The sequence below is a fragment of the Actinoplanes derwentensis genome (assembly GCF_900104725.1).
GTDB lineage: Bacteria > Actinomycetota > Actinomycetes > Mycobacteriales > Micromonosporaceae > Actinoplanes > Actinoplanes derwentensis.
In genome coordinates this window covers 6,419,796-6,437,762 of sequence record NZ_LT629758.1, presented here as the reverse complement: position 1 = coordinate 6,437,762, position 17,967 = coordinate 6,419,796, and the positions used below count along the sequence as shown (strand labels likewise).

The following is a 17,967-nucleotide window of genomic DNA, read 5'->3' as shown; positions in this document are numbered from 1 at the left end:
TTCATGAGGCAGTCTTCCCCACGAGGGCGATTCATGCGCCTGGCCAGTCTGGGGGCGGTGGCGGCCCTGGTCGGGCTCGGTTTCACCGCACCGGCGCAGGCCGCCGCCGTGATCCCGGGCGTCGACGAGATCGTCAGCAGCCCGAACATCAGGCAGATCGCCAACGTGCCGAAGACCGGGGCGTTCGCCCCGGAGAGCGCACTCAACAGTGACCTGGCTTTCCAGGGTAAGTACGCATACGCGGGCAACTACAACGGGTTCACCGTCTACGACGTCAGCAACCCGGCTGCCCCGCAGGCCATCACCCAGCTCGTCTGCCCGGGCGGGCAGAACGACCTGTCGATCTACGGCAACCTGCTCTTCACCGCGACCGACTCGGTGCGCAACAACGACTCGTGCAGCAGCGTGGCCGTGCCCAACAGTGAGCCGGAGACCGTCCCGCGCTGGGAGGGCATCCGGATCTGGGACATCAGCGACCCGCGCAACCCGCAGTACGTCAAGTCGGTGCACACCACCTGTGGTTCGCACACGCTGACGCTGGTGCCCGGCAAGGGCAAGGAGAAGAAGAAGGCGGTGTACGTCTACGTCTCGTCGTACAACACCTCTTCGAGCAGCCTGCCGAACTGCGCCCTGCCGCACGACAAGATCTCGATCGTCAAGGTGCCGCTGAAGAAGCCGGCCGAGGCCGCGATCGCCGCGACCCCGGTGCTCTTCGAGGACGGCGGTTTCCCGGGCGACTCGAACAGCACCGCCACTTCGGGCTGCCACGACATCACGGCGTACCCGGAGAAGGACCTCGCGGCCGGCGCCTGCATGGGTGACGGTGTGCTCTTCGACATCTCGAACCCGGTGGCGCCGAAGGTCGTCACCACGGTCCGGGACGCGGAGAACTTCGCGTTCTGGCACTCGGCCACGTTCAACAACAACGCCACCAAGATCGTCTTCACGGACGAGCTGGGTGGCGGCGGTGGCGCCACGTGCAACCCGACCATCGGGCCGGACAAGGGCGCGGACGCGGTCTACGACATCAAGGGCAAGGGCAAGAAGGCCAAGCTCGTCTTCCAGAGCTACTTCAAGATCCCGCGGGAGAACGCGAGCACCGAGAACTGCGTGGCCCACAACGGCTCGCTGATCCCGGTTCCCGGCCGCGACATCATCGTGCAGGCGTGGTACCAGGGCGGCATCTCGGTCTGGGACTTCACCGACTCGAAGAAGCCTAAGGAGATCGCCTACTGGGAGCGTGGCCCGCTGAGCAACGAGCGCCTGATCGTCGGCGGTGCGTGGTCGGCGTACTGGTACAACGGCCACATCTACTCCAACGACATCCAGAAGGGCTTCGACGTCCTCAAGATCGACGACCGCCGGCTCGGCAAGGCGGCCAAGAAGAAGTCGTGGCAGATCAACCCGCAGACGCAGACCAGCTACAGCAAGTGGTGATCTGAGCGGATGATCCGGCGTGATGGTCCGCGAGGGCCGTCACGCCGCGTCCGGCAGCTCCCGGCGCCAGGCACTCAGCGCCCACCACCAGCGCACCGTCTCCAGCACGGTGAGCCGTTCCCCGAAATCGGTCAGCTCCCGCAGCCTCCGCAGCCGGTACCGCACCGTGTTCGGATGCAGATGCAGCACCCCCGCGGTCAGATCCAGCCGCTGCCCGTGATCCAGGTAGGACAGCGCCGTCCCGGCCAGTTCCCGGTGGAACTCGTCCGCCGGGTCCAGCGCCGCGAGCAGCCCGTCGCGCAGGAACCCGGCCAGCATCGGCTGAGCCGCCAGCGCCGACTCCCCGGCCAGCTCGGACACGTCACACAGCCCGGTCAGACCCCGTTCGCGGGCGGCCCGCAGGGCGGTCCGGGCCAGGTGATGCGCCTCCCCGGCTTTCTCCAGCGGTACGGGTGGAGTGGTCACCACCACGGCCGGCCCCGATCCGGCCACTCCCGGCAGCCGTGGGGTGAGCCCGCAGAGCCGCCCCCGCACCGGGGCGAGCACCCCACCGCACCGGGCGAACGCCTGCTCCAGCTCCCGCACCCGGCTCGGATCGGTCGCGTCCGAGACGACGCAGTGGTAGCGGCCGGTGGGGGAGAGCCCGAACCGGGCCGGATCGGCGCCGTCGCCCTCCTCGCCGAGGAGAAGGTGCCGGAGCAGCCGGATCCGGGCCAGCCGCCGGTCGCCGTCGAGGTGCCGTTCGGCCGTGCGATAACCGTCGAGGACGTGCCGTTCGAGGGTGTTGCCGTACCGGTTCAGCCGCAGCAGCGCCTGGAGCAGCACGTCGTCGGGCAGCCCGGCGTCCCGGCCACGGGCGATCGCGATCTCCAGGGTCCGGCTGCGGCCCGCGTGCAGCCCGGAGATCAGAGCCGCCATCGGCACCCCGAGCGCGGCCCCCTCGGCCCCGAACCGGCCGGCGTCGGCGAAGTCGCCCGCCTCCGGTTCCCCGGTGCGCAGAAAGGTGCGGCAACCGGCCCGGATCAGCGCGGCCACGTATCGGCGGCTCTCCGCCCGGGGCAGCCGGGCCGACTCCGGTGACTGGGCCCGCGCCGCCGCCACCACGTCGTCGACCAGCCGGGCGTCGTCGGCCAGGCCGTGCACGAGCGCGGCGAGCGGGTCGGCCGTCCGCATGGGCCTCATCACCTTGTTCCCATCGGGTTACCGAAAAGTAACAGGCGAAGGCATCGATGGGAATCGGTCAATTCGCGGCCGGTTGGCCCTTACGCTCCCGCTTGTGCCGGTACATCGCGGCATCGGCCTCCCGCAACAGCCCGTCCCCGTCGGCCGGCGCCCCCTCGGCCACGCCCACACTGGCGCCCACCCGGAACAGTTCACCGCCGATCGGCATCGGCTCGGACACCACCGCGGCGACCTGCTCGGCCAGCCGCTCCGCCGCCGCGGCGTCGGTGCCCGGCAACAGCACGGCGAACTCGTCCCCACCGAGCCGGGCCGCCAGCTCCCCGGCCCCGATTATGCCGTTCAGCCGCCGGGCCACCTCCTGGAGCACCAGATCGCCGGTGTGGTGACCGCGCCGGTCGTTGATCTCCTTGAAGCCGTCCAGGTCGATCAGCAGGATGCTCACCCGCTGTGCCGCGGCCTCCATCCGCCGGTGCAGCAGCACCCGGTTGGCCAGCCCGGTCAGCGAATCGTGGGTGGCCTGCCGGCTCAGTTCGTCGTGCAGGGCCCGGGCCTCGGTGGCGTCCCGCCCGTTCAGCACGATGCCGCCCACGTTGGGGTTGTGCCCGAGGTCGGTGCCGACCAGGTCCAGCCATCGGAACGAGCCGTCCGCGTGCCGCCACCGCGTCTGCATGGTGATCCCGGTGCCGGGGTTCGCGAAGATCCGCCGCGCCTGTTCGGCGTGCAACTCCCGGTCGTCCGGATGGGTCCGGTCATGAAGCGACGTCCCGGCCAGGTCCTCGGCCGGCACACCAAGTACCCGCAGCGTGGCCGGGGACGCGTAGGTGATCACGGCGGTCCGGTCGATCACCAGGGTGACGTCGGTGGTGTTCTGCACCAGCGCCCGGAACCGTTCCGCCTGCCCGTCGATCTCGGTGAGCAGCCGCTCGTTGTCCCGCAGAGCGGCGACCTGACGGCCCAGCACCAGCGCCGTGATGACCACCGCGCCGATCGCCACACCCCACACCCGCGCGTCGACCCGCCCGTCCCGGAGCGAGACGACCAGCAGGATCTGAGTGGCCACCACCGCGAGGTACGGCAGCCGGCTCGACTGCCCACCCGTACCACCCGGTTTCGGCTCGGCCAACCGCCACACCTGCAGTTGTTGGAAACGGAAGGCCGCCGACGCCAGCACACACGGCAGCAGCTGCACTAGCATCCCGCCGCCGGGCCCCGGATCACCGAACAGCCCCAGAGCCACCGGCGCGGCGAGCCCGGTGCCGGACACCCCGATCGCGGCCGTGATCCCGGCCGCCCGGGTGAACGGCGCGGTCCCGCTGAGGATCAGCTTGAGAAGGCCGAACGTGATCAGCAGCATCACCACGGCGGTGGCCGACGCGGCCCACCGGTCGGTGGCCTGTCGTCCGCTCAGGTCGGTGGCCAGAAAGAAGTACCAGAGGAAGACCGCGACACCGGTGAGCACCGTGGTCGCGTCGAACCAGAGCCGCAGCCGCTGCCGTCCGGAGCCGCCGAGCGGGTGCCGCAGCATCGCGCCGACCACGGTCGCCATCCCGGCGACCACCAGGCCGGTCTGCACCGCGCTGATGGTCGTCATCGCGGGATTCGCCAAAAGGAGGGCGGTCTGATACCCGTCACCGACTACACAACCGGCGCAGGCGAGCACCGCGGCCCACCAGATCCGGCGTCCAGCGGGTGTCATGACCGGATTCGTGGCGATCCGCCATACGAAGTAGGTGTTCGCCACATCGAGGCCGGTCTGGATGGCCCAGGACGTGGTCCGCTGCTCGCCGTGACGCAGGAACCAGGGCACGATCAGGACACCGAGGAGCACGAGACCCAGCAGGACCGGGTCGGTGGCCCCGGATCGCTTCGGCATTTCCGCTCCCGTCGGCGAAAGCTCCGGATGGCTTCCGGTCGTCCAGCTCATCGGCTCCCGGCGGGCTGACGTGAGTGATCCGGATCGGTCAAGCGAACCCTAAAACAGGACGGAAGTTATTAAATTCCGATTCGACCTTCTTGTCGTACCGGAGGGGCGGGTCGCGGCGCGGCGAAAACGGAATATCACTGCAATACGGGTAGATTGCGGGCATGGTCATGGTCGGAGGCAGGGTGCTGCTCCGATCGCTTCCTGTGCTGTTCGCGCTGCTCCTGGCGTTCTTCGCGCCGACGTTCGACCGCACGGCGCCGCCCACCACGAGCCCCGAAGCGACCTTCTCCTCGAGTTCTGCCGCCGCCTTCTCGGCGGGCTCGGATGCGGCCGTTCCCGCCGTGAGCTCGGACGACGCCACTCTCGCCGTGGGCTCGGGCGCCGTCGCCTTCCTCGCGGGTTCGGACGTCACCGTCGGAGTCGCCGAGCTCGCCGGCCGTACCGCCGCGGTGTCGTCTCCCGTGGCCACCGGCCCGGCTGTGGCCGACCGGCTCGCCGTGACCGGCGCCGGTGTCACCGTTCACGCGCTGACCAGCCAGTTCACCGCCGGCGCCGCGGCTTCCCGCGCGCCTCCCGCCACCGCCTGAGACCCCGGCCCGGCACGTCCGGGGCTGTGCCGGTCTCGCACCGTGGCCCGCCTTTCACCGTGACCTCCGAGGAACGGACCCCGCCATGAACATCCTGGCCGAGATGCTGCTGACCGAACCCGCCCCGATGGCCATCTGGGGCACCCTGATGCTGTTCACCCTGCCCGCGCTGGTCGTCCTGGCCAACCCGGACGGGGTGCGCAATCCGCACCTGGCCCTGCGGGACACGGCGAACTTCGTGCGCCTGCACCGGGAGCGCCAGCGGGAACGGCGGGCCCGGTGGGAGGCGGAGACCGCGCAGGCGGTGCGGTACGCCCAGGAGGTGCGGGTGGCGGCGACCCAGGCGGCCGAGGCCGTCGACCGGTGGCAGGCGCACTGGCAGGCGGCTTCCGAGCAGGTGGACGCGGCATGGTCGGCGTGGCAGGCCGCGGACGCGCGATGGGCTCGCAGCCGGGCGACGGCGGCCTTCGGCGCGCCCTGGACACCCCGGAACCCGGCGGAGTACGCCGACCGCGAACGGTTCCTGCACCGCCGGCTCCGGTCGGCTGTCTCCTGTGGGGAACTGCCGGTGACCGCGCCGGCGGATGTCCGGTGGGACGCCACGCTGCACCCGGTCGAGCAGGAGATGGCGCTGCATCAGGCCTACGCCGCCCACCGGGAGTGGGAGCACGCGGCCGCGGTCGCCGCCGAGCGGGCCGCCTGGCACGACGTGCAGTTGTCCCGCCGCAGCCGGGACAGCCTGCTCCGAGAGGCGGCGAGGGCCGAGGCTCAGGCCCTGGTGACGAGGTCCCGTCCGGTGCCGTCCGGGTTCGCGGTGACTCCGGGTAGGGGTTACGTCAGCGCCGGGTGAGTGCGATGGCCGATCTTCATCATGAGGGTCGATCACTCATGGTCACGGCCGTTCCAGCGGTCGAACTAAATTGAAGAATGTAAGTAGAAAGCATTTCACATATATCCGAATATGTTGTGGCCCGGCCGTGTGAACGACCGGGCCACGCCGTGCCACGGCTCGTCAGATGGCGAAAGCCGTTGCTCCGTAAGGTGCACATCGTGAAAGTCAAACCACTTCCAACGGGGTACACCTATTAGGTAGGCTCTTACGTAGTGGTGATGTCGAATTCGCCGTCCTTGGCGGAGTCCACAAAGGCGGTCCACTCCGCCTGTGTGAACATGAGGGCCGGACCTGTTCGGTCCTTGCTGTCACGGACGGCAATTCCCTGATCGAGGAACGCTACCTCGACGCAGTTATTGCCGCCGCTGCCGTTGCTACGGCTGCCCTTTTTCCAGACGGCACCGTCGATCTGGTGCGCAAGCAACTCAAGCACCTCCCTTTCTGAGACTTCTCGGGGAGTGCTAAGCGACGAGCAGGCTCTCGATCATCTTGATGGTCGTGCGGTGGTCGAGCGCCTTCGCGCTCAATCGCTCGAACTCCTGTCGATACCAGTCAACCATGTCTGGCTGTTCCTCGTACAAGTCTCCCGCAAGGCCTTCCATATAAACAACATCCATATGGGTGGTCTCTCGGAACTCCAGAAGAGTGACAGGTCCACCCAGGAACAAGTGCTCACCGACGGTGAGTGGGAGAATACGCAGAAAGACATTCGGCAATTTAGATACTTCGATCAGATGGCGCAGCTGGTCAGCCATGACCTCGTCGCCGCCGATCACCCGGCGTACCACCGACTCGTCGATGAATGCCGAGAACTCCAGCGGGCGCTCGCTCCGCAGCCGGCCCTGACGGGTCAGGCGCAGCGAGATGCGCCGGTCGATGTGCTCCTCGGGATCGAGCGGGCGTCCGCTTTTCATCAGTGACCGCATGTAGGCCGGTGTCTGCAGTAGACCGGGGATGATCACCGGTTCCCAGGTGCGCACGGCCGACGCGGCAGCCTCCAGCCCGACGAAGTTGCCGGGGCGCATGATGTCGCGATAGTCCGTCCACCATGTCCGCTCGCGGGACATCCGGGCCAGCTCGACAAGTGCCTCGCGGTAGCTCTGATCCCGCACGCTGTAGAGCGTGAGCAGGTCACGGACGTCCCGCGGGGTGACGGCCACCCGGGCGGTCTCGATCCGGGTGACCTTGGCGGAGTGCCACTCGAAATGGCGTGACACATCCTGTTGCGTCAAGCCGGCGGCTTCCCGGCATCGTTTGAGCTCCGCCCCCAGTCGGCGGCGGCGCAGCGTCGGACCCTCGATATCGGACACCTGGACTCCCATCGGTCCTGATGAAGTCGATATTACGACCGCTACTTCATGATCGAGTTTTTCATTCATGATCGCCATTTCCGAAGATCATTTTAGAGCTTGACTCGGCAGCGGGGCCTGAATAAGAAGTCTAGTACTTCTTGTATTGACCTTGGTGTTGGGTACATGATGCTGCGGACATCGAGTTCTGTCTTGTTTCCTACTTTGGCGAAATGATCACTGGAACTTGCGTCTAAGGGGCGTGACGCAGTGTTGGCTGACCAGTACTACCTGATCGCACACGAGGACCGAACAGGCCGGTCACGCCTGCATCCTCGTGCGACCGGCCTGGGGCTGGCCGCCGCATTATTGGCCGAGCTGGTGCTAGAAGGCCGAATCGGAGTCACCGACGGTGACCTCTTCATCGTTGACCGCCATCCACCGAGAGACGCTCTGGGCCACGACATCCTGGACCTACTCGTCGCACAGCCGCAACACCGGGACGTCCGGACGTGGCTCGCGTTCCTGTCTCAAGACGCGGCGCTCCGCGTCGGAGAGCGGCTGGTGCGCCTCGGCGCAGTCGAGCCGGTCACCCGACGGCGGATGCTCGGCACCAGTCACACCACCTACATGCCGAACACCGCCCAGCAGCGCAACGCCGCCGCGTGGGCCTCGACCCGCCTGGCGAACCTGCTGGTCCGCGGGATGGAGCTGAGCATTCTGGACCGGGTGCTGGTCAGCCTGGTCTCGGCGACCGGGCTCACCCGGCACGTGCTCTACGGCTTCGAGAACTACCCGCACGCGTTCCAGTACCTGCCGAACGCCGCGGCCTCCCTTCCCAGCGACCTGCGGGAGATCGTCGATTACACCGAGGCCTCGATCGGCTCGGTCGTGACCGTGGGACGCCGATGAGTTCCGGGAGGCACGCGCTGAAGCGCAACAACCAGGACCAGTGGGCCGGGCGCCTGCTGATGGACCAGAAGGCCAGCCGGGTACCAGAGCGGAAGCCGTCCATCGAACCGGACATCGTCACCCGGGCCCTGGCCAACACACGGATGGGTGTCGCGTCGGTCGTCTTCTTCGGAGTCGCCGGCGCTGCCCCGCTCACCGTGATCATCGGTTCCATCTCGGCGATCTACGCGATTCAGGGGAGCACCGCGGTTCCGGTGGCGTACCTGGTGGTCGCCGGGATCCTCTCGCTCTTCACCGTCGGATTCGTCGCGATGAGCCGGCACATCGTCAACTCCGGAGCCTTCTACTCCTACATCAGCCACGGCCTGGGCCGGGTGGTCGGCGTGGGTGCCGCGTTCGTCGCGCTGCCCGCGTACTCCCTGATGCAGATCGGGCTGTTCGGGCTGTTCGGGGTGGTCGCTTCGGGCATCATGGCCGAGTTCGGCCTGGCCGTCTCGTGGTACGTGTGTGCCCTGGTCGCCTGGGCGCTGGTCACCGTGCTCGGGGTGCTGTGGATCGACCTGAGCGGCCGGGTGCTGGCGGTGCTGCTGGTCGCCGAGATCAGCATCGTGCTCCTCTACGACCTGGTGATGGTCGCCAACCCGGCCGACGGGCACATCTCGTTCGAGACCCTGTCCCCGGCGCCGATGGTCACTCCGGTGGTCGGCTCGCTGCTGGTGCTGGCGATCGCCGGGTTCGTCGGCTTCGAGGCGACGGTGGTGCTCTCCGAGGAGGCCCGCGACCCGAAACGGACCATCGCCCGCGCCACTCACCTGGCGGTCATCCTCGCCGGTGTCCTCTGTGGGCTCTCGGCCTGGGCCATGTCGGTGGCCACCGGCCCGGACCGGATCCTCGCGGTCGCCGCGGAGAACCAGACCGACCTGGTGTTCACCCTGGTCAGCCCACACCTGCCGGCCATTCTGGTGGACATCGGCTACGTCCTGTTCATGACAAGCGTCTTCGCCGCCCTGCTGGCGTTCCACGCGGCGGTGTCGCGCTACCAGTTCTCGCTCGGCCGTGAGGGAGTACTGCCGTCGGCCTGGGGTTACACCCATCCGAGGACCGGCGCGCCGATCCTCGGGTCGATCACGCAGAGCGTGCTGGCACTCGTCGCCATCAGCGCCTACGCGATGGCGGGCGCCGAGCCGCTGCTCTACCTGTTCGCCTGGCTGACCACGATCGGTGGCCTGGGCGTGCTGATCCTGATGTGGGCCGCGTCCGCCTCGGTGATCGCGTTCTTCCAGCAGCATCGCCGGGGAGAGAACGCCTGGCGGGCCTACGTCGCGCCGTTCCTGTCGTTCCTGTTGCTCTCGATCGTGCTGGCCGCGACGGTCATCGGGTTCGGTGACCTGCTACAGGTCTCCGCCGGCTCGGTGTTCCGCTGGGCGATCCCGGTCGCCTACATCGCGGTCGCGGTGCTGGGCTTCGGCTGGGCGCTGATCATGCGGACGGTCCGGCCGGAGGTCTACGCGGCGATCGGCCGCGGCGCCGACGTGCGGGTCACCGCCGCCGTCGAGACCGACTTCCCGCCGCCGCTCCCACCCATTACTCCGGTGGGCTCGCGCGGTTATCACTACTGAACTTTTGACATGTCTGTCCAGAGAGGAAACCGATGACGTACGCCATCCAGGAACTTGTCATCCGGGATGTCGCCCCGGTGGACACCGACGAGATCACCGAGCTCGTCGCCGACGCGATGCGCGACGGCCCGGTCGCCCGGTGGCTGCACGCCGATCCCGGTGTGCGCCGGCGGGAGGCCCCCGCCTACTTCTCGATCTTCGTGGAGTACGCCGCGCAGCACGGTGAGGTCTACGCCATCGCGGACGCGCAGAGCGGCCGTCTCTCCGGTGTCGCCCTCTGGTTCCCGCTGACGTCGCTGATCCCGCCGCCGGTCGACTACGAGCGCCGGCTCAAAGAGGCAGCGGGTGACGCCTTCGACCGGGCGTGCCAGCTGGACGCCGCGATCGAAGAACACCACCCGCTCGAACCGCACCACTACCTGGCGTTCCTTGCGGTCCGCCCGGAAGAGCAGAACCGCGGTATCGGAAGCGCCCTGCTCGAACGTCACCACGCCCGGCTCGACGCCGCGGGGATCCCGGCCTACCTTGAGGCCAACGACACCCGCAACCGGGACCTGTACCTGCGACACGGGTACCGGATCCAGTCCGTGATCGAGCTACCCGACGGGCCTCCGCTCTGGACGATGTGGAGGGCGCCTATGGCGTGACGACCGCTCGTCACGCGGCGGTGGGGAACTCGTACATCCAGAAGGATTGCTGGTCGACCCGGCTGAATCGCATGTTGTTGTTGCACAGCCGGCCCACCATCAACCGGAAGATCTTGGACATCCGGCGCACCTCGTCGTTGTAGCTGCAGATGTCCAGACCGACCAGGCCGTTCTGGGTGGCCGCCACCAGGTACATCTGCTCGACGATCTGAGCGAAGGCGTCATTGCCTTGGGCGTGCTGGCTGGTCGCCACGAACACGATGTACCAGATGCGCCGCGCTGCGAAGTGCTCCGGCCAGTTGCGTTCGAAGTAGGCCGGAGCGATCAGTGGGATCGCCTCGAGGTAGTTGGTGTAGCAGGCGATTCCCGACAACGTCCCGTCGGCCTCCATGGCCAGGTACTTGTCGATTCGGGTGTCCTGCATGACCTCGTTGAACTCCGGGCGGTACATGAGGTGCCGTTGGGCCGCCCTGGCGTTCAGGTCCTCAAAGGCTTCCAGATACAGGTTCCAGGCTGCCTCCAGTAGGCGGTCGTCGGTGATCTGGTCGAGGACTTTGACAAGCATGGCTGCTCCCCTCCGGGCCCCGTGACAGCGCCGGCCCGCTGCATCGTACTCATGCAGGTCGATGACAGTTGACCAACAGAGTACGGAGAGCGATAGCGTCACGACAATGCGTTGCGCCCAATTTAATGTGCCAATCCAGTTTGGAGGGTTGCCCTTGGGATGATAGCGCTGCAACTTGCAAAGTTGCAGGTCACGAACCCGTACTCAACCGCCCGAGTGCTTCTCGGCAATTCCCTGCGAACGTGACTGAAACGGTTTGCCAAAAGTGCAGGATCACATGGATCAGCCTTTTGGTGGAATGCACGGAGTACTAGCCTTCGTGCACTGAACCGGATGTGGTCGCCTTTTCAGAGAGACTGCCGGAAAGGCTCACCTTCGACGACGCGGCGGTGTGGTGCGGTGGATCACCACGGGCCGTCCGCCGGTGAGGAGCGCATCCCCCGCTCTCCGGCAGGCGGCCCGCGTCCATCGATTGACATAGTTTGACGCCCGAACATAGTCTGCCGAGGTCAATGCGGGAGCGCTCCCATTCCCGCGCCTCCTCGCTACTAGGAGCGTCATGTCGCGACTACTCGGCAGGTTGCTCGCGTTCGTCCTGATCACCGCGGGACTGGCGTGGCCCGGCCCGGCGTCGGCCGTTGCGCAGAACAACGCCGCCGCGATCACCAGAGCCATGCAACCGGGCTGGAACCTCGGCAACACCCTCGACGCCACCGGCGACGACGAGACCTCGTGGGGCAACCCGCGGATCACCCGTGAGCTGCTGGCGAACATCCATCAGCAGGGCTTCAAGAGCATCCGCATCCCGGTCACCTGGGGCCAGCACCAGGACTCGGCGCACACCATCGACCCCGCCTACCTGAACCGGGTGCGGGAAGTGGTCGGCTGGGCCCTGGACGAGGGCTTCTACGTGCTGATCAATATCCATCACGACTCGTGGCAGTGGATCAACACGATGCCCACCGACCACGACAACGTGCTGGCCCGCTACAACGCGATCTGGACCCAGGTGGCCACCGCCTTCCGGGACACCTCGCCGAAACTGCTGCTGGAGAGCGTCAACGAGCCGCAGTTCGCCGGCAGCTCCGGCGACGATCAGAACTACGCCCTGCTCGCCGAACTGAACGCGTCCTTCCACCGGATCGTGCGCGGCACCGGCGGCGGCAACAGCACCCGGTTCCTGGTCCTGCCGACCCTGCACACCAACGCCGACCAGGGCCGCCTCGACGCCCTGAACGCCGAGTTCACCGCCCTGAACGATCCGTTTCTGATCGCCACCGTGCACTACTACGGGTACTGGCCGTTCAGCGTCAACGTCGCCGGCGGCTACCGCTTCGACGCCACCGCCCGGGCCGAGATGCTCGGCACCTTTCAGCGCCTCACCGACAGCCTGATCAGCAAGGGCATCCCGGTCATCCTCGGCGAGTACGGCCTGCTCGGCTTCGACCGGCACACCGGCACCATCGAGCAGGGCGAGAAGCTCAAGTTCTTCGAACTCTTCGGCCACCTGGCGCGCACCGCCGGAGTCACCACGATGCTGTGGGACAACGGCCAGCACTTCGATCGTACGGCTGCGGTCTGGCGTGACGCCGAACTCTTCGCCCACGTCTCCACCAGCTGGCGGACCCGATCCGGGACCGCCGAAAGCGACCTGCTGTTCGTCCCGCGATCCGTTCCGGTCACCGCGCGAACCATCACGCTCAACCCCAACGGCACCGGATTCACCCACGTCCGGCTCGGTGACACCACCCTGCGGCGCGGCCCCGACTACCAGGTGTCCGGCGACCGGCTCACCCTCAGCGCGGGGTTGCTGCAAAAACTGACGACCACCGGCGGGTACGGGGTGAAAGCCTCGCTGTCACTACGGTTCTCCCGCGGCGTGCCGTGGCGGCTCGACGTGATCAGTTCCGACCGTCCGGCGGTTCAGCCCAGTGCCGGGACGACAGTTGCCTACACCGTCCCGACCGCGTTCAACGGCGACCGTCTCGCCACCATGACGGCCACCTACGCCGACGGGAGTTACGCCGGCCCGCACAGCTGGACCGCCTACAAGGAGTTCGACCGGGCCTTCAGCCCCGACTACCCGGCCGGGACGATCAAGCTGACCCCGGAGTTCTTCGCCGAGGTCACCGACGGTGCCCCGGTGACGCTGACGTTCGTCTTCTGGAGCGGTGAAACCGTCGCCTACCAGGTGACCCGCACCGGAACCACGGTCACCGGCACCCCGCTCTGACCACCCGCATCTTGTGTGGTGACCTGGGGTGCGATTCGCACCTCAAGTCACCACGCAGTCCGGCTCGCCGTCAGCTTCCGAACGTCAGGGATGCCACGGTCAGGTGCTCCTGCTCGAAGAGCACGAACAGGTCGTGCGTGCCGGAGACCGGCGGCACCGGCGCCGACACGTCGATCGGTTCGGCCGCGACCGGGGCCGGCAGGGTGGCCAGAATCGGTCCGGAGATCGGGTCGTCCAGGCGCAGCACGACCAGGCCCTCGGCCTGGCCCGTTGTCGCCGAGGACATCAGGCGGGCGCGGACGTTCGTGACGCCGTTACCGAAATCGATCTCGTCGAAGACCGCCCACGCGTCAGGCTGCTCGCTGCGCAGCGCCTCCCGGGGATCGTCGGTGACCGCGACCGGGACGGTCCCCGCGTACCCATCGTTGTCGATCATCCGGAGCGCCGGCCGCGGTGACCGGGCCGGGATCCGCTCGCCGTGCACCCGCAGTGTCCCGGTCAGCCGCCAGTCGGTGCTGGACCGGCCCACCGCGACCGTGTGCACCGCCTCCTCGACCACCCAGCGCGACCGGGTCACGTCCCAGAACGCCAGCTCAGCCGCGGGTAGCAGCAGTTCCACCGTGGACCGTTCGCCCGGTTCCAGGCTGACCTTCCGGTAACCGCGCAGGCGCCGCAACGGCTGCTTGACCCGGGACCGCTGCTGCCTGGTGTAGAGCTGCACCACCTCCACGCCGGGCCGGACACCGGTGTTCACCACGTCCACCGTGACGGTCACCTCGCCGGCCGGGCCGATCGCCTCCGCACTGATCCGCAGGTTCTCGTACCGGAACGCGGTGTAGGAGAGACCGTGCCCGAAACCGAACAGTGGCGTGCCACGGTAGTAGAGGTAGGTCGCGTCGGTCGCGATGATGTCGTAGTCGAGCAGATCCGGCAGATCAGCGGCCCCCGAGTACCAGGTCTGCGTCAGCCGGCCCGCCGGATCCACCGGCAGCCCCGCCCGGTCACTGCCGAACAGCACGTCGGCGACGGCCGTCCCGTGTTCCTGGCCACCGTGCGCCGACCAGAGCAGAGCCGGCAACGTGCCGGCGGCCCAGCCCACCGCGTACGGGTAACTGCTCGCCAGCGCCAGCACGGTCCTGGGGTTCACCGCGTGCACCGCGCGCAGCAGGTCGTCCTGGGTGCCGGGCAGATCCAGGTCCCGCCGGTCCGCGGTCTCCCGGCCGGCCACCAGCGGATGATTGCCGAGCGCGACCACCACCAAGTCCGCCTCCGCGGCCACCGCGGCGGCCGCGGCCACCCCGTCGACCAGCAGATCCACGGTGAAGACGGTCGCGCTCGCGGCGTCCGCGGCGGCGGTCCGGACCAGGCCGTCGTCCCCGGCCACCAGGTATCGGCCGCTCTGGACATGAAGCAGCACCAGACCGTCCGCGACCTGCTCGAAACGGAACGTCTCGCGCACTTCCCAGCCGTTCGGGCCGGGCCGGTCGTTGACCAGCAGATGATCCTCGGAGCCCAGGCCGTCGGCCCCGACGAACCGCCCGTTCGCCACGGCACGCAGCGAGAACGTCTCCTCACCCCAGTCCAGCACGTCGAACAACACGCCGTCCGCGACGCCGAGCCGCGGGGCGTCCGGCGTGTCGAGTCGTGCGGCGTCCGGCGCGTTGAACCGCGCGTTGTCCAGCGCCTCGGCGGGGCCGACTCGCAGTGGGCCGCCGTCTGCGCCGGACTCGGCGGTCAGCAGACCGGCCGCGCAGCGCAGCGCCACCCGGTCCGCGCCCTCGTGATGGAGCACGTTCGCGTCGCCGACACGCTCGGCGATCGCCGCCCGCAGGGTCCGGCGGTAGGGCGGAGTGCCGCTGTACCAGTCGTCGAACGTGGTGTCGGCCAGCGGCCCGATCACCGCGATCCGGCCCACGGTGGACGGGTCGAGCGGCAGGATGCCGTCGTTGCCGAGCAGCACCACCGAGGCGCGGGCCGCCTCCCGGGCCAGGGCCCGATGCTCCGGGCAGTCGATGACCTCCGGGCCGATACCGCGGTACGGGTCGTCCTCCGGGCTGAACTCGCCCAGCCGGACCCGTACCGAAAGAATGCGCCGCACCGCCGCGTCCACGTCGGACTCGGTGATCAGCCCCCGCTCCAGCGCGGTCCGCAACGACTCCTCGGACAGCGGCCCCGGCTCGGTCACGCAGTCGATGCCGGCGCGCAGGGCAGCCGCGAACCCGGCCGGATGATCCTCGGCGACGCCCTGGTCGCCGGCGAGATTCTGCACCGCGTAGGCGTCACCGACGACCATCACGTCGTCCTCGGCCCAGCCCCGTAGCACCTCGTCGATCAGCGGGCTGAGATGTGTCGGACGGCCGTTGATCAGGTTGTACGACGCCATCACGGCCACCGCTACACCCGCGGCCAGGGCCGGCCGGAAAGCGGGCAGTTCGTACTCGTACAGCACCCGGGGTGGCATGTTGCTCGACGTCAGACAACGGTCGGTCTCATTGTTGTAGCCGAGGAAATGCTTGATCGTCGGGGCGGTTCGCAGTCGGCGCGGGTCGTCACCGGCCAGTCCGCCGGAGTACGCGACGCTCAGCACCCCGGTCAGCCACGGATCCTCGGAGTAACCCTCCTCGTTGCGGCCCCACCTCGGGTCGCGGAGCAGGTTGACCACCGGGGCCCAGACGTTCAGGCCGACGTTCTCCGGATCGCGATGGTGCATGGCGCGGACCTCGGTGCCGACCGCGGTCCCGACCCGGCGCAGCAGATCGGTGTCCCAACTGGAGGCGAGGCCCACGGCCTGGGGGAAAGCGGTTGCCGTGCCCAGCCAGGCGACGCCGTGCAGCGCCTCCGTGCCGGTGCGGAACGAGGCCACGTCCAGCCGGGGGACGGCGGCCTGGTGCTGGTGCAGGAGGGCGATCTTCTCCGGCAGGGCGAGCCGGCCCAGAAGGTCGGACACTCGCGCGGCGAGCTTCTGGTGCGGATCGCGAAAGACGATGCGAGAGGGGGATTCGGTCACAACGTGTTCCTTCGGGCCGAGCCGGGTCGTCGAAGCGCTTCGACGACCCGGCGGAAGAAGCCTCCGCGAGTGGTTTCGCGAATGTTTCGAACGGAGTTCCCTGAGGCTCGCACCACAGTTACGCCTCGGTCAAGGCACCGACACCATGTTTGGTCATCGATTGTTACGCGCCCCGCCACCGCAGGCGGCCCGATCCATACCGCGACGGCCCCACTCCCCGCACCGCCGCACAGCGTGGAGAGCTGGGGTGTGGATCGGACCGCAACTCTCCACGCTGGTGGTGCCGCCGGGCGTACCGCCGCGGGGGTGGGAACGAACTGCGCCTGGCGTGGGTCAGCGGGTGGTGGGGAGGGTGCCGGTGTCGACGCGGTTCAGGTGGGTCACGGCGCCGCCCAGCGCGGCCGCGTGCAACCCCAGCCCGGAAGCGACCAGGCGTGTCCCGCCGGAGGCCGGGGCCAGGGTGTTGCGGGACAGTTCGGCGGCGGCGGCCGGGATCAGCCACTCGGCGAGGGCCGCGTAGTGGTCGCCGAGCACGATCACCTCCGGGTTGACCAGGTTCGCGACGAGGGCCAGCCCTTGCCCGAGGTGGGTGCCGGTGTCCCGGAGGGCGCCGAGCACCGCGGTGTCCCCGAAGCGGGCCAGGGTCGCCACCTGTTCGACGGCGGGCGCCAGGTCGGTGAGTGATTCCGGGTCGAAGCCGGGCAGGGCGCGCCGGACGAGAGGCTCGACACCGGCCAGGTCGGCGAGGGTGGGCGAGCCGGCCGGGCCGAGGGTGAACCGTCCGATCTGCCCGGTGAATCCGCGGGAACCGTGCAGGAGCCGCCCGTCGACGACGATCCCGGCTTCGATCCCGGCGGCCCCGGTGACATAGGTCAGGTCGTGGCCGCCGCTGTGCCGCAGCTCGGCGACGGCGGCGAGACCCGCGTGGTTGGCGACCGCGACGTCCAGCCCGGGTTGGCGCAGTGAGCCGGAGAGCAGTCCGCGCAGGTCGACGTCGGCCCAGCCGAGCGGCGGGGAGAGCCGGACGGTGCCGCCCTCTTCGACCAGGCCGGGGACGGCGACGGTGACACCGAGGACGTGCCTGCCCTGCTGCCGGACCCGGGTCGCGGCCCGCTGGGCGAGGGCGGTGATCGCGCTGACCGCCCGGCCGGAGCCGGTGGTGGCGGGCCCGCCGTCGAACGCCCGGTGCCAGAGCAGCAGCTGTTCGCCGGAGAAGTCGACGGCGAGGGCGGTGAGCCGGTCGGCGGCGACCTGGAGACCGATCGCCGCGTAGGCGGAGCCGTCGAGGGCCAGTGCGGTGCCGGGGCGTCCGATGCGGTTGCCGGTGAGGCCGGTCTCGCGCAGCAGTCGTTGCTCGATGAGGCTGCCGGTCAGGCTGGAGACGGTGGCCTTGTTGAGCCCGGTCGACGCGGCGATCGAGGCTCGGGAGCTGGGCCCGTTGGCACGCAGATGATGCAGGACCACGGAGAGGTTCGTGGCGCGCACATCGGTGAAATCGGCCGGTCGGGTGGTCTTCACATCAAGCTCCGCTCGAAGTTGTCATCGGCGGTTCGTCGTCTCCTTGATCATGACCGACGGGAGGAGCCGGATGGGCGCGCTCCCATTTGGTTCTTGTCGAGTCGTCACCGCGTCGGTTAGCTTGTCTTCGATGTACTTAGTTTAGACGCTAACCA

General features: G+C 68.6%; 14 protein-coding genes. 7 read left to right on the top strand and 7 right to left on the bottom strand.

Translation table 11 applies throughout. The features are described from left to right. Positions 1-3 precede the first annotated feature (3 nt). A complete protein-coding gene (locus BLU81_RS28185) occupies positions 4-1,437 on the top strand; it encodes an LVIVD repeat-containing protein (protein ID WP_092547748.1) in 1,434 nt (477 codons plus the stop codon). 39 nt (positions 1,438-1,476) lie between these two features. Here the strand turns inward: BLU81_RS28185 and BLU81_RS28180 are convergent, their stop codons facing one another. Next, positions 1,477-2,610: a helix-turn-helix domain-containing protein gene (locus tag BLU81_RS28180; RefSeq protein ID WP_172890639.1), complete on the bottom strand. Its 1,134-nt coding sequence runs from the start codon at positions 2,608-2,610 to the stop codon at positions 1,477-1,479. Positions 2,611-2,677: 67 nt separating this feature from the next. Continuing rightward, positions 2,678-4,492, bottom strand: coding sequence for a sensor domain-containing diguanylate cyclase (locus BLU81_RS28175; protein WP_172890638.1), 1,815 nt, complete (start codon positions 4,490-4,492; stop codon positions 2,678-2,680). A 212-nt stretch (positions 4,493-4,704) separates the two neighbouring features. Here BLU81_RS28175 and BLU81_RS28170 point away from each other — a divergent pair, with 212 nt between their 5' ends. Next, positions 4,705-5,130: a hypothetical protein gene (locus BLU81_RS28170; RefSeq protein WP_092547738.1), complete on the top strand. Its 426-nt coding sequence runs from the start codon at positions 4,705-4,707 to the stop codon at positions 5,128-5,130. A gap of 85 nt (positions 5,131-5,215) precedes the next feature. Next, complete coding sequence (locus tag BLU81_RS28165) at positions 5,216-5,980, top strand: hypothetical protein (RefSeq protein WP_092547736.1); 765 nt, start codon at positions 5,216-5,218, stop codon at positions 5,978-5,980. 247 nt (positions 5,981-6,227) lie between these two features. Here the strand turns inward: BLU81_RS28165 and BLU81_RS28160 are convergent, their stop codons facing one another. After that, entirely contained in the window at positions 6,228-6,446 is a 219-nt protein-coding gene (locus tag BLU81_RS28160; RefSeq protein WP_092557755.1) for a DUF397 domain-containing protein, read from the bottom strand. Between the two features lie 37 nt (positions 6,447-6,483). Beyond that, on the bottom strand, positions 6,484-7,332 hold the full coding sequence (locus tag BLU81_RS28155; RefSeq protein WP_092557753.1) for a helix-turn-helix domain-containing protein: 849 nt from the start codon (positions 7,330-7,332) through the stop codon (positions 6,484-6,486). Positions 7,333-7,581: 249 nt separating this feature from the next. On the opposite strand from BLU81_RS28155, the gene BLU81_RS28150 reads away from it, so the two are divergent. From BLU81_RS28150 to BLU81_RS28140, 3 genes are read left to right on the top strand one after another with little or no spacing between them, the layout of a single operon-like run. Beyond that, positions 7,582-8,223 (top strand): GOLPH3/VPS74 family protein, encoded by a 642-nt coding sequence (locus BLU81_RS28150; protein ID WP_092547734.1) that lies wholly within the window; start codon positions 7,582-7,584, stop codon positions 8,221-8,223. Then, positions 8,220-9,842, top strand: coding sequence for an APC family permease (locus tag BLU81_RS28145; protein ID WP_092547732.1), 1,623 nt, complete (start codon positions 8,220-8,222; stop codon positions 9,840-9,842). The genes BLU81_RS28150 and BLU81_RS28145 overlap by 4 nt, the downstream gene beginning before the upstream one ends. Positions 9,843-9,874: 32 nt before the next feature. Beyond that, entirely contained in the window at positions 9,875-10,489 is a 615-nt protein-coding gene (locus tag BLU81_RS28140; RefSeq protein ID WP_092547730.1) for a GNAT family N-acetyltransferase, read from the top strand. A gap of 10 nt (positions 10,490-10,499) precedes the next feature. Here the strand turns inward: BLU81_RS28140 and BLU81_RS28135 are convergent, their stop codons facing one another. Continuing rightward, the gene (locus BLU81_RS28135) at positions 10,500-11,054 is read right to left on the bottom strand and encodes a hypothetical protein (protein WP_092547728.1); all 555 of its coding nucleotides are present in this window, start codon (positions 11,052-11,054) and stop codon (positions 10,500-10,502) included. 559 nt (positions 11,055-11,613) lie between these two features. Between BLU81_RS28135 and BLU81_RS28130 the strand changes: the two genes are divergently transcribed. Beyond that, on the top strand, positions 11,614-13,287 hold the full coding sequence (locus tag BLU81_RS28130; RefSeq protein ID WP_092547725.1) for a cellulase family glycosylhydrolase: 1,674 nt from the start codon (positions 11,614-11,616) through the stop codon (positions 13,285-13,287). Positions 13,288-13,357: 70 nt separating this feature from the next. Here the strand turns inward: BLU81_RS28130 and BLU81_RS28125 are convergent, their stop codons facing one another. Continuing rightward, a complete protein-coding gene (locus tag BLU81_RS28125; protein WP_231953552.1) occupies positions 13,358-16,294 on the bottom strand; it encodes a glycoside hydrolase family 3 protein in 2,937 nt (978 codons plus the stop codon). 333 nt (positions 16,295-16,627) lie between these two features. Further along, positions 16,628-17,812, bottom strand: a complete 1,185-nt coding sequence (locus tag BLU81_RS28120; RefSeq protein ID WP_092547722.1) for an ROK family protein — start codon at positions 17,810-17,812, stop codon at positions 16,628-16,630. Positions 17,813-17,967: the final 155 nt, after the last annotated feature.